Annotated in this window: 12 protein-coding genes; 6 read left to right on the top strand and 6 right to left on the bottom strand. The window is 59.6% G+C overall.

Annotated features, from left to right (window positions below; genetic code table 11):
• Positions 1–13: 13 nt before the first annotated feature.
• The 3 genes from I6I72_RS03220 to I6I72_RS03210 form a co-directional block, all read right to left on the bottom strand.
• Entirely contained in the window at positions 14–943 is a 930-nt protein-coding gene (locus I6I72_RS03220; RefSeq protein ID WP_201807467.1) for a type IIL restriction-modification enzyme MmeI, read from the bottom strand.
• Positions 944–1089: 146 nt separating this feature from the next.
• On the bottom strand, positions 1090–2277 hold the full coding sequence (locus I6I72_RS03215) for an alpha-amylase family protein (RefSeq protein WP_049062500.1): 1188 nt from the start codon (positions 2275–2277) through the stop codon (positions 1090–1092).
• A gap of 77 nt (positions 2278–2354) precedes the next feature.
• On the bottom strand, positions 2355–3959 hold the full coding sequence (locus I6I72_RS03210) for an aspartate:alanine exchanger family transporter (RefSeq protein WP_049062499.1): 1605 nt from the start codon (positions 3957–3959) through the stop codon (positions 2355–2357).
• 237 nt (positions 3960–4196) lie between these two features.
• On the opposite strand from I6I72_RS03210, the gene I6I72_RS03205 reads away from it, so the two are divergent.
• Positions 4197–5339 (top strand): S1 family peptidase, encoded by a 1143-nt coding sequence (locus I6I72_RS03205; RefSeq protein WP_049151692.1) that lies wholly within the window; start codon positions 4197–4199, stop codon positions 5337–5339.
• A 94-nt stretch (positions 5340–5433) separates the two neighbouring features.
• Here the strand turns inward: I6I72_RS03205 and hisN are convergent, their stop codons facing one another.
• The gene (hisN, locus tag I6I72_RS03200) at positions 5434–6213 is read right to left on the bottom strand and encodes a histidinol-phosphatase (RefSeq protein WP_049062497.1); all 780 of its coding nucleotides are present in this window, start codon (positions 6211–6213) and stop codon (positions 5434–5436) included.
• Complete coding sequence (locus I6I72_RS03195) at positions 6206–7033, bottom strand: inositol monophosphatase family protein (RefSeq protein WP_049062496.1); 828 nt, start codon at positions 7031–7033, stop codon at positions 6206–6208. The genes hisN and I6I72_RS03195 overlap by 8 nt, the downstream gene beginning before the upstream one ends.
• Before the next feature lie 68 nt (positions 7034–7101).
• Between I6I72_RS03195 and prfB the strand changes: the two genes are divergently transcribed.
• Genes prfB through I6I72_RS03170 form a run of 5 tightly spaced genes read left to right on the top strand, consistent with a single transcriptional unit; the run spans position 7102 to position 10784 of the window.
• Entirely contained in the window at positions 7102–8214 is a 1113-nt protein-coding gene (gene prfB, locus I6I72_RS03190; protein WP_049062495.1) for a peptide chain release factor 2, read from the top strand.
• Between the two features lie 45 nt (positions 8215–8259).
• Complete coding sequence (gene ftsE, locus I6I72_RS03185; protein WP_005528255.1) at positions 8260–8949, top strand: cell division ATP-binding protein FtsE; 690 nt, start codon at positions 8260–8262, stop codon at positions 8947–8949.
• Complete coding sequence (gene ftsX, locus I6I72_RS03180; RefSeq protein ID WP_201807465.1) at positions 8950–9852, top strand: permease-like cell division protein FtsX; 903 nt, start codon at positions 8950–8952, stop codon at positions 9850–9852.
• 24 nt (positions 9853–9876) lie between these two features.
• The gene (gene smpB, locus I6I72_RS03175) at positions 9877–10377 is read left to right on the top strand and encodes an SsrA-binding protein SmpB (RefSeq protein ID WP_005528259.1); all 501 of its coding nucleotides are present in this window, start codon (positions 9877–9879) and stop codon (positions 10375–10377) included.
• A 35-nt stretch (positions 10378–10412) separates the two neighbouring features.
• Positions 10413–10784 carry a DUF488 domain-containing protein gene (locus I6I72_RS03170; protein ID WP_005528261.1) on the top strand — a complete coding sequence of 124 codons (372 nt, stop codon included), beginning with the start codon at positions 10413–10415 and terminating at the stop codon, positions 10782–10784.
• Between the two features lie 51 nt (positions 10785–10835).
• Here I6I72_RS03170 and I6I72_RS03165 read toward each other — a convergent pair whose 3' ends face one another.
• Complete coding sequence (locus I6I72_RS03165) at positions 10836–12152, bottom strand: SLC5/6 family protein (protein ID WP_201807462.1); 1317 nt, start codon at positions 12150–12152, stop codon at positions 10836–10838.
• Positions 12153–12286 lie beyond the last annotated feature (134 nt).

Below are 12286 nucleotides of genomic sequence, written 5' to 3'. Positions count from 1 at the left end.
GGATTTGGACCACTCACGTCGCGAGCGCGAGTGCGCCGCCATTTTGTACCCAAGTCGGGTTGAAAGCTTCGAAGAAGGTCAGACCGGCCAACTTGTCGTGGTAGCGCTTCAAGTTGTTGCGCCGCTTGACTGCACCAACGCCCGGTTCGTTGATGATGCTTGCCAGCTCGTCAGTCAGCGCGTTCAGGAATAATGGGTCGATGACCTTATGGATGTTTTCGGGACTCGTGTAGTGCATACCGCCCGCGTGACGAGTCTCGGGGTTCAGCGTGGACTCGAAGACACCGCCGAAGATGGTCGGGCTTATTTGTGACCACTCAGTATCCGCCGACAACTCGGTGATCAGTAGCTCACGAATTTCATCTGCGAAGTTGGGAATCTCGACATTTGCATCAGTGAACAGGCCACCGTTGACGTAGGGTATTACCGCAAGTGCCTGTTCATCATACGGGTCACGCAGATCCATGGGAGTATCTAGCTGTTTGAACAGGCGCTTGAGCGCGAGACGCATTGCGGGCGCGTTGACTGGGGCTAAGTAGTTCAGTACTGCGTTCTTCAGGAAGATACCTGCATCCTCGGCAAACAGACAGAACATCAGGCGCACACAGAGGACATTGAGCGCGTGCTGCGACGCGGCAGAGTCTGGGCCAACGTTCTGTTCGTGCAGTAGCTTGTACAGCTTGCCGATAAGTTCGCCAGCCTGCAACGATGCCTTCTGCTCGAGGAACGTCTTCGCATCGGGGACAGCAACGTCAATCCAGCCAGCGCCGGTGGTGCGAGATTCGAAGTGCAGCGCTGTGGTCTGGTCTTCCATGCCAAGCACGTTGGAGCACAGGTCAATCCAGAACTGTTGGGTATCTGATTTTTCAGCGCCTCGGTCTTTCCAGCGCTCAGCGAAGTCTCTAGCAGCACTTACACGCTGCGCGTGTGTCATCTCAGCCATGAGAGTAATTGTCTCATGTGCTCGACATACGCAGGGCCGAAACGCCGGATAGGGTACCGGGCAGTAAAGCCCCGCCCGCCCAGCTGAATCAACCCCCGAGTCGCTGGAACTGTAGGCGGGCCTTTCGCCGTCACTGCCCTGTTGTTTTAACCTCGCCACTCAAACTCGGTGTAGCCATCAATAGTCACCGTGGCTGCATGGTGATCGCCGGCGTGTAAGGACACCAAGCACTCGTGCTCAGGCGTTGTGACGGCATAGGTGATGGATTCGTTGGCCTTGTCGCGGACCTCAAGTAAGGCGTGCGTGAGCCAGTCGTTGCGGCGTCGCAAAGCAATGAGCTCCTGGTAGAGGTGATAGAGCCACCAGCCCAACTCAGCGAGTTCGGCGGGGTTCTCCGGCAGGGGAGGGCGGATTGGATCGTCGGCGGCGAATCCCTCGGCCTTCTCGCCGCGGAATGCTTGCTCGTCGCCGTAGTAGACGCTTGGCATGCCGGGGACGGTGAACAAGACCGTGGCGGCCAGCACCGCGCCGGCGTCGCCCACCTGGCTGGCGATGCGGTTGACGTCGTGATTGCCCACGAAGGTTTGCATCGTCATCGTGGAGGAGAACTCGGCATGGCGCTCCAGTGCGTGGGCGAGCTCCCAGAAGTTCACGTCATGAATGGAGCTCCACGTTCCTTTCCACAACTCATATGCTGTGACCGCGTCGAGGTGACCCGCGCGCCCAATCGCCGCGAAGTCACCGTGGAGGACCTCACCCAGAAAAGCAACGTTGGGGAAGCGCTCACGTACGCGCTCAGTGACCGTGGCCCAGAACTCCGAGGGCACGGCATAGGCCACATCCAGACGCCAAGCGTCAGCGCCCTTGCCCAGCCAGTGGTACATGATGTCCACGACCATGTCAGCTACACGCGGGTCCGCATGGTTGAGCTCACGCAGCTGCTCGTGGCCCTCCCAGCCGGACTCCTGCACCATTCCCGCGTTGTCTTCAGTCGGGTGTGCGGCCAACGGGTGCTGCGCGCCCACATGGTTGAACACACCGTCCAGCATGATGCGCAGGCCGCGGGAATGGGCGGCGTCGACAAACGCGTCCCACTCGTCATCCGTGCCTAGACGCGGGTCCAAACGGTAGTAGTCCACGGTGTCATACCCATGACTCATGGAGGCAAAAATCGGACCCAACAACAAGCCGTTGCAGCCCAACTCCACCACGTAGTCCATCCATGCCTCCAAGCGCTTAAGGCGTGGGGCTGAGGTGTGTTCCTCGCGGATGGGTGCCCCGCAAGCAGTCAGCGGGTAAACGTGCCACCACACGGCGTGGTCAAAAGCAGACATCGTTAAAAACGCTCCTTAAAGGCAAAACCGGGGCCGAATAATCGTGGCCCCCACGATACCCGCTGCAAGCGGCCGAGTTAGCCCAAAAGCGCAAGGCCGTGGGTGATAAGGATCTTCGAAATCATTGCCGCCGGATAGACCAGCGTGTAGCCCAACGCCACGCGAGTATCGGCGGCGGTGCGGTTGTTCACAAAAGCGAGGATTGCCGGCTGGGTCTGCGCACCGGCCAAGATGCCCGCAGTCTTCGTGGCGCCATTGCCCAACATCCTGTGCATCACGAGCGCGATGCCCACCGCGACGATGGTGGTGACAAGCATTCCGAGCAACAGGATCTTCCACCAAGCGCCGCTGGAGAACGCACCGGCAATCTGCCCGCCGGCGTTGGTGCCGGCTTGCGCAAGGAAAAGCAGGAGGCCCAAATCCGCCAAGACGGTGTTTGCCGAATGCGGCAAAGCGGTGATCATCTTGCCGATTCGACCGATGCGGCCCATAACGAGCGCCACCAAGAGAACACCCGCGGCAGCGCCGAGGTTGAGCGTGGCCTCTCCCGGCAGCGGAATGTCGATATGGCCCAGGAGGATACCCAAAGCCAAGCCCAGACCCAGCGCGACCGGGTTGATGTCGGTCAGGCCATGCGAGGAATCACCCAGGTACTTGGAGATGGCCTTCAAGTGGCCAGCGGGTCCGACCACGCGGACACGGTCACCCAACTCCACGAGGAACTCGGGGTTGGCCACCTGGTCCTCGTCGCCACGGCGGATGCGGGAGATGCGTGCTCCCCACCGGTCATTGAGCGCGTTGTTGACTTGCGCGATGGTCTTGCCCGCTAGCTGGTGCTGAGAAATGGTAATGCGGCGGAAATCTAGGTCGTGGCGGTCATCGTCCAAAATCTGTGGAGATTCGCGTCCACCAGCCAATAACACGGCGTCGAGGTCCTTCGGTGTTCCAACCACCGTCACCACGTCACCGGGCTTGAGCTCGTCGAGATAGCCCGGAATGATGATGAGGTTGCTTCCCACCCGGCGCAAACGGGTGACCTGAACCTCGTTGTTCCCGGCCGCGAGGAGATCTGCGATGCTGATGCCTTCTTTGCGCGTAATCTGCATGTGCACGCGAGTGACGGGCGCAGCCTTGTCGGTGTCATTGGGGGCGTCGCGAAGCAAGAGCGTTGCCACGATCATCATGCCGATTACGCCGAACAGGTAGGACACCGCGTAGCCCACCGTGGCGGCGGCACCGTCCCCGGTGGCTTCCGCCGCCGCGGCAAGCGAGGGCGTGTTGGTGATGGCCCCAGCGAAGGTTCCGGCGATCACTGAGATGTCTAGCCCAAATACGTATGTGCCCACGGTGTGCGCCGCGATGGCTGCGATGATGAACACCGCAATCATGGATAGTACGGGCGCGGTGGCGGTGCGCAAGGACTGGAAGAAGACGATGCCGGAATTATTGCCGATGCCGAAGGCGAAGATAACTAGGCCGAACGTGCCAATGACGGGCGGCACGCTCACGGCGCTGCCTGTGCTTGCCGACGCCGCGGCAAAAGCAATGCCGAGGAATAGCACGGCCGCAGCCCCCAGGCTGACGCCTTTTAGTTTGATGTTGCCGAGCGCCATTCCTACGCCGATGAGGGCAAAGACAAGGAGGATAGGCTGATCAGCCAGGAAGGCGAGAAGCTGAGTCACGTCGAGTTCCTTGAGAACGGTTGGGGGCAGTGAACGAGGCCAAGATTGGGCCTCAACATCATAGCGAGGAAACTGATTTCTGGCGCGAGATTCGGGTCTGAAGATGCGGGTACACCCGCTGGCTGTGTAAAAGGTAACGGCTTGGACACAGAACGCTCAGAGCGCGTCACGTAGGGGTGGCACGTGACAGTATGTGGGAGGCTAGACCAATAGCAAGATAGATTGAGGGAATTGTTCATGATTCGTATTCCGCATCTTAAGAAAGTCATCGTGGGCTCGGCTTTCGTAGGTGCGTTTTTCTTTGCGAGCCCCACGGCCGGCGCCCAAGAGCTTCCAGCTTCTGCTCCAACGGGTTCCGACGCAGTCACCACTGCCGTTTTAAACCAGTTCAACAGCGAAATCGCACGTTTTGGTGCGGCCTCTGGCGTGACCGCCGCAGTCAACCAAGCGGTCAGTGACGTGAACACTGCGATCGTGCAGGCGCAGTCAGAAATTGCGAAGTGGCAACCCGCCACAGAGCAGTTTGTTGCGCGTGAACACAACACGCAGCAGTACGCGCAGCCGTTGACTAATCCAAATCCCATCGGGATGATCGAGAATGCAACACAGCCGGAGTTTAAGCCACAGGGCACTGACCCAAACTACGTGTGGAAAAATGACGCTCTTTCCAAAGTAGCGGCTGCTAAGCCATTCGACGACTACGTGTTGCACCGCGTGCCAGCATCCTACTTCGATGCCCCCCGCATTCCGGAGGAATCCAACGCTGCCATGACTCGCGGCAAGTCCTTGTATGGCCCGGGCACGCCGCTCTACGTCAACCAGGACACCATGTGCACCCTGACCGCAGCCGGCACTGACGCGGCGGGTCGCAAGGTGGGCCTGACCGCTGGCCACTGTGGCAATGTGGGCGACTCGGTCTCTTCTGCCGATTCCTGGCAGGTAGGAACCACGGGCACCATCGCCGCAAAGAATGAGTACCTCGACTACACCGTGATCGAGTTCGGTTCCAAAGCAGAGATCTCTCGTTCCTACAATGGCGTTACCGCAACGCAGTTGGGCGGCACTGCCAAGCCGGGCGAGCTGACCTGCAAGACTGGTGTTGCCACCGGTACCACCTGTGGCGTGACCTACCAGCAATCGCGCGAGGTGCAAATCAATCAGATCTGCGCCATGGTGGGCGATTCGGGTGCACCGGTCATGAGCAACGGTCGGATCATCGGCACGGTCTCCCGCGGACTTATCCCAGGCCTGCCGGAGTGCCGCAGCCCATTGCAGGGCCCGTTGCACAACCCAACCGTGGCTATGAACATGGATGCAATCCTCGCAGACATGAACCGTCGCGGCGGAGTTGGCGCAGGTTTTGTGCTGCCACAGCACTAAAAGCAAAGGCTAATTGCTTTTCTAAAAGCGAAACACCAAAAGCGGCGGTGGGGGAAGTTTATGAGACTTCCCCCACCGCCGCTTTCTCTTTGGCCTAGTTCAGGATGCCGAGGACGGAGTCGTGAAGCAGTCCGTTGCTGGCCACTGCCGAGCCGTTGTGTGGGCCTTCCTCGCCGGTGAGACAGGTGAACTTACCGCCGGCCTCGGTGACCAGTAGGGCAGGGGCCGCGAGGTCCCACAGGGACACCTCTGGCTCAGCGGCGATGTCCACGGCGCCTTCGGCAACGAGGCAGTAGTTCCAGAAATCACCGTAGCCGCGCAGGCGCCAGGTCTTTTCCGTGAGTTCGATGAAGCGATCCTGCAGGCCGCGCTCAGCCCAGCCTGCCAGGGAGCTCATGGCCACCGAAGCATGCTCGAGTTTTTCGACCTGGGAGACGTGCAGGCGCTTGGGCTCTCCGCCGAAGACGCGGTAGGCGCCGCCGCCCTTGGCGGCGTACCAGCGACGTCGCAAAGCAGGTGCGGAGATCACAGAGACCACAGGCTCGCCGTCCTCCAGCAAAGCGATGAGCGTTGCCCACACCGGGACGCTGCGCACGAAGTTCTTGGTGCCGTCGATGGGGTCGATGACCCACTGGCGTCCCTTAAACGTCGGGGTGCCGCCGAACTCCTCGCCCAGGACCTCGTCGCGTGGACGCGAGCGCTTGAGGGCCTCGCGAATCTGCTTTTCACAAGCCAAGTCGGCGTCGGAAACCGGGGTCATGTCCGGCTTGTCCTTAACCGAAAGGTCGGATGCCTCAAAGCGATTCATCGTGATGACATCCGCGTGGCCCGCGAGTTCCAACGCGAGTCCGAGGTCTTCTTTGCACTTACCCACGGAGCCATTCCTCCATCTCGTCAACTACTTGTTTATTACCGGCGATGCACCATTCCACACCGCCTGCTTCTAACTTGCGGGCAGCGCCGCCGGCTGCTTCAACCAAGGCCTTGCCGGGGAACCAGTCCCAGTCGGCCACACTGTGCTGCATCCAGGCACCCCAGGTGCCGTCAGCCACAGAAGAGAGATCAACTGAGCCCGCGCCAAGCATACGGACTGTAGCAAACTTTTCGCCGACTCTCTGCCAAGCGGCGCGGATATCTGCGTCTTGGATGGAGGTGGGGTGGAGGTAGGTGGCCATGCTGATCTCTTTGGCAGATTGATTCTGCAGTTTCGCCACGTCCTTTCCGTCCCGGGAGGTAGGGAAGTCGCGGCCGCCGAACCAGGTGTATCCCATGGCAGGGCGGTGGACTGCGCCGAAGATGACGCCCTCGGCGTCGGCTAGTGCGAGCGCGGAGCACCAGTAGTCAGAGCCGGAGCTGAAGTTGTAGGTGCCGTCTACTGGGTCGATGACCCACGTGCGGCCGGAGGTGGAGGGGCGTGTGGCGCCTTCCTCACCGAGGATTCCGTCCTCGGGGCGGACGACCTCGAGGACGCCGGCGACGAAGCGTTCGGCGGCGCGGTCCGCATCCGTGACGACGTCAGAAACAGAGGTCTTCTGGTTAATGTCGACGCCCTGCTCACGCATGCGCCAGGCGAGGCGTCCTGCGTTGTAGACGAGCGCCTGCGCAAGGTGCGCATCGGTGTCGTCGACGTGAGCTACCAGAAAGGTCTTGGTGATCGCATCGATCATCTCATTCAAGCTCGGCTGTTGAGTCATGCGGATATTGTCGCGCTAAATGCGGCCGATGGCTAATTGCGGTTGCTGCGCAGGTAGACTTGGGCCCTATGCGTCCCGAACAATCAGCCCGTCTTGCAGAACTGGATTCCACCCTCGCCACCATTGAAAAGGTGATGGATCCTGCGGCTTTAGCTGAGCAGGTTCGTGAGCTGGAGGCACAGGCTGGGGACCCCTCTTTGTGGGATGATCCCGCTCACGCTCAGCAGGTAACTTCCGCTCTTTCAGCCGCGCAGGCCAAGATTCGCAAGCTGGAGAGCCTGCGTTCGCGTGTGGACGATATGCCCGTCATGTTCGAGTTGGCGGAGGAAGAGGGGGACACCGCGCTTGCCGACGACGAGCTGGAGGACCTGGGTGCTGCCATCGAGGCGTTGGAGGTGACCACGATGCTCTCTGGCGAGTATGACCCGCGTGAGGCTGTCATCAACATTCGCTCGGGCGCCGGCGGCGTCGATGCCGCGGACTGGGCGGAGATGCTCATGCGCATGTACACCCGCTGGGCCGAAAAGCACGGCCACAAGGTGGACGTCTATGACATCTCTTATGCGGAAGAGGCTGGCATTAAGTCCGCGACCTTCGTGGTGCACGGCGAGTACATGTATGGCCAGCTTTCCGTGGAGCAGGGCGCGCATCGCTTGGTGCGCATCTCGCCCTTTGATAACCAAGGCCGCCGCCAGACCTCCTTTGCTGAAGTGGAAGTGTTGCCGGTGGTTGAGCAGACCGACCATATCGACGTCCCGGATGGGGATGTGCGCGTGGACGTCTACCGTTCCTCGGGTCCTGGCGGACAGTCCGTCAACACCACCGACTCCGCGGTGCGTCTGACACACATCCCAACCGGCATCGTGGTGACGTGTCAGAACGAGAAGTCCCAGATTCAGAATAAGGCGTCAGCAATGCGCGTCCTGCAGGCCAAGCTTTTGGAGCGCAAGCGTCAAGAGGAGCGCGCCGAGCTTGATGCGCTGGGTGCGGGCGGAAACGCCTCGTGGGGTAATCAGATGCGTTCCTATGTTTTGCACCCGTATCAGATGGTCAAGGACCTGCGCACTAACTATGAGGTAGGCGATCCCTCGAAGGTTCTGGACGGTGACTTGGACGGATTCCTGGAGGCCGGCATTCGGTGGCGAATGGCCGAGGCACAGAAGGAAGAGAAGGAAAGTTAGTTTTTATACTTTCTGTTGTTAACTCGTGTTGCTAATGTGGCTTGAGTGATCACCTTTGAAAATGTGTCCAAGGTCTATAAGACGTCGACCAGGCCAGCGCTTGACGATGTCTCCTTTGAAATCGAAGACGGCGAGTTCGTGTTCCTTATCGGCCCTTCTGGCTCCGGTAAGTCCACGTTCCTTCAGCTGATGGTGCGTGAAACGAACGTCAGCTCTGGCGACATTCACTTTGACAACTTCCACGTCAATGCCTTGAAGGGGCGCCAGATCAATCAGCTGCGCCAGTCCATCGGTTACGTCTTCCAAGACTTCCGCCTGCTGCCGAAGCTCAACGTCTATCAAAACGTAGCCTTTGCGCTCGAGGTAATTGGCAAGAAGAAGTCGAAGATCGACAAGGCCGTGCCGGAGGTCCTCGAGATGGTGGGGCTGGGTTCGAAGCAGCACCGCATGCCGCACGAGCTGTCCGGTGGTGAGCAGCAGCGCGTGGCTGTGGCCCGTGCGTTCGTCAACCGTCCGAAGCTGGTGCTGGCCGACGAGCCCACCGGCAACCTGGATCCGGGTACGGCCACTGAAATTTTGAGCCTGCTCACTCAGATCAATCGCCGTGGTACCACCGTGGTTATGTCGACGCACAACGCCCGCGCGGTTAACGACGCCCGCCAAAGGGTCCTCGAGCTTCACAACGGCAAGCTCGTGCGCGACGAAGCCAACGCACTGTACGGGGAGGCGCTCTAAATGCAACTGGGACTAGTAACGCGCGAGGCCTTCAAAGGACTGGGCCGAAACCTGACTATGACCATCGCTATGGTCATCACCACCGCCATTTCTGTAGCCCTCGTGGTGGCCGGCGTGCTGGTGACTAACATGACCAACGACACCAAGGACCTCTACTTGGAGCGCGTTGAGGTAATGATCCAGCTCAACGAGGACATCTCCGCTAATGACCCGAGCTGTACCTCGCCAGCCTGTGCCGACCTGAAAAAGCAGCTCGAGGAAGATGATGGCATTGAGTCGGTGACCTACCGCGACCGTCAGGCTTCCTACGACCGCTTCGTGGAGCTTTTCCAGGAAACCGATCCGGTTATGGTGGAGGAGACCTCTCCAGATGCGCTGCCGGCGGCGTTCCACCTCCGCCTCGTTGATCCGACGAACACCGCGCCTATCGACGCAATTAAGGACAGCTCTGCGGTCAGTGAGGTCATCGACCAGCAGGAGGAGGTGCGCGGTGCTGCGAACAACCTCGACTCCATCCGTAACGCCACCTTCCTGTTGGCAGCGGTGATGGCCATTGCAGCGATCTTCCTTATCGCCAACATGGTCCAGATTGCCGCCTTTAACCGCTCCCGCGAGATGTCTATCATGCGTATGGTGGGCGCCTCCCGCTGGATTACCCAGGCGCCGTTCGTGTTGGAGGCACTCCTTGGTACGTTCATCGGCGTTGTCCTTGCCGGTATTGGCGTGGTCGTGGGCAAGTCTGCCGTGCTGGATCCTTCGCTGAAAAACCTCTACGAGTCCCAGCTCTTGACCCCAATCAAGACCAGCGACATCTGGGTGGCTCTACCGATCGTGGGCGTCCTCGCGCTCTTCTTCGCGGCGCTTACCGCGCAAATTACGCTGCGCGCTTATGTGCGCAAGTAAGCACCGCGTATAGTTGTAGAAATTATGGCGAAGAAGGCAAAGAAGAAAGCAGCGGTCGACAACAACACGACCCTAGCCACCAATCGCCGTGCCCGTCACGATTACAAGATTCTCGATACCCTTGAATGCGGCATGGTCCTGGTGGGAACCGAAATCAAATCTATGCGTGAGGGCAAGATTTCCCTCGTCGATGCGTTCGCAACCATCGACGACGGTGAGGTCTACATCCGCAATCTCCACATCCCCGAGTACTCGCAGGGAACGTGGACGAACCACTCGCCAAAGCGCACCCGCAAACTGCTTTTGCACCGCCGCGAAATCGACAAGCTCATGGGCCAGGTGCGCGACGGAAACAAGACCTTGATTCCGCTCAAGGTCTACCTCAAGGATGGCCGTGCCAAGTGCGAGCTGGGGCTTGCGCAAGGTAAGCAGGATTACGACAAGCGTGAGGCTATCAAGCGCCGCGATCAGGATCGCGAAATCACTCGCGAGCTGGGACGCCGCGTGAAAGGCATCAACGCTTAAGTGCTTGGCGACGCCCGGGGGCGTAGCCTGGGTGCATGATTCATACGGCGAAGGCGCATGATATGGCCAAGGGGAAGACCTCAACCAAGGGCACCACGGTGTTGGTGGACAGGCTCTGGCCCCGCGGCATCAGCAAAGAGGACCTGCGCGCGGACGAGTGGCTCAAGGACGTGGCACCCACGCCGCAGCTGCGCAAGTGGTGGAACCACGATCCGGATTCCTTTGATGAGTTCGCGAAGCGCTATCGCGCGGAGCTTGAGGAAAACGACAGCGACGACATGGAGACCTTGCGATCCCTTGCGGACAAAGGAGCTGTCACGCTGCTCTTTGCCGCTAAGGACCGGGAGGTCAACCATGCCGTCGTGCTAAAAGACTGGCTGGAATCCCAGTTAAACAAGAAGAACTAAGCCCTCTGGGCTGGGGTGGTTGAGCTGGGGTGGGTGAGGCCAGCTCAGCTGTTAGTTAAAGATGCCCCAGATTGCCGCGCCCACGGCCACCAGGCCGGTGATGACAACGAAGTAGTTGCTGAAGCGGTTGCGGAAGCGGGCCAGGCCCGGAATCTTGTGGATGGCGTACATCGGCAGTAGGTAGAGGATTGCTGCGATGAAGGGGCCGCCGATGGCCTCGATGAGCCCGAGGATGGACGGGTCGATGATGGCGACAATCCACGCGCACACGAAGATGAAGAAATGCATGATTCCGTTGAGCTTGGCCTGCGAGAGATTCTGCGTGGCACCTGGTGCGATACGGCGCAGCAGGTAGTTGCCGCCTTCGGTGGCACCGAGGACGTGGCCGAAGTAGGAAGAAACGATGGCCACGATGGCGATGAATGGGGACACGAAAGCAAGCACTGGAACGCCCGTCACGTTAGCGAGGTAGGACAGGACTGGCAGGTTTTGCTCGCGTGCCTCCGCGAGGCCATCTGCACCCAGCGCGAGGGTGCACGACCACACGAAGAACATTGTGAATACAGTCAGCAAGATCGCGGTAAGCGCGAGTGCACGGGAGGCGTTCCCAGAGCTCTTCTCCTTGCCGTGCGCTGCGACCATAGCCAAGGAGAACTGGGAAATGGCGGGGGAGTGGTTGAAAGCGAAGACAAGGACGGGGATGATGAGCGCGACGCTGCCGACGATGCTCCAGTCAGCATTTCCTGTGCTTGCGAAAGAGTCGAAGTCCCAACGGGGAATGAGGTAGAGGGAGAGCGCGCCGAGACAGAAGATTAGCGGGTAAACCAAGAACTGGGTGACCTTCAGGACCATCTTCTGGCCGAAGCCGAAGACTACGGTCATGATTCCGACGAGCAGGAATGATAGGAGCGGACGGGGGATTTCCGGGCCGTTGAGCTGGTTGACGATGAAGCTATTAACCGTGTTGGTGATGGAGACACCGTAGATCAAGACGATCGGGAAGATGGCCAGGAAGTACAGGATAGAGATGACAAAACCTGCGGTCTTACCGAAGTAGTCGGTCACGACTTCGGTGATGTCATCGCCTTGACGTGGGGATGCACAGATCATGCGCGCGAGGCCGCGGTGTGAGAAGTACGTCATGGGGCCAATGAGGAGGGTGGCGATGACGAGCGGCCAGAAGCCGAAGCTGCCGGCGTTGATGGGCAGGAACAAGATTCCTGCACCGACTGCGGTGCCGAAGAGTGAGATGGCCCATTCCGTGTTGGTTGCGTGGTGGGCGTTATCTGATGCGGGGTGGGCATCCGAAAGTGCGGCAGCTTCGCTGGCGCTGGCGTTGTTCACGTTCTCTGCTGATGATGAAGTCACTGTTTGCCTTTGGTTATCGGTTTACATTTTTGAGAGCAGTGTGAAAATAGGCTAGCAGCTGTAGTGCACGTCACGAATGCGTTCCAGCTAATTAATAGTCTCCCGTATGTCTGGAATTTGAGACTTGAGGGAAT

It is taken from the genome of Corynebacterium striatum (genome assembly GCF_016728105.1).
GTDB lineage: Bacteria > Actinomycetota > Actinomycetes > Mycobacteriales > Mycobacteriaceae > Corynebacterium > Corynebacterium striatum.
Note: the sequence above shows the minus strand (reverse complement) of the source record. Positions and strands in the feature narration are given on the sequence as shown.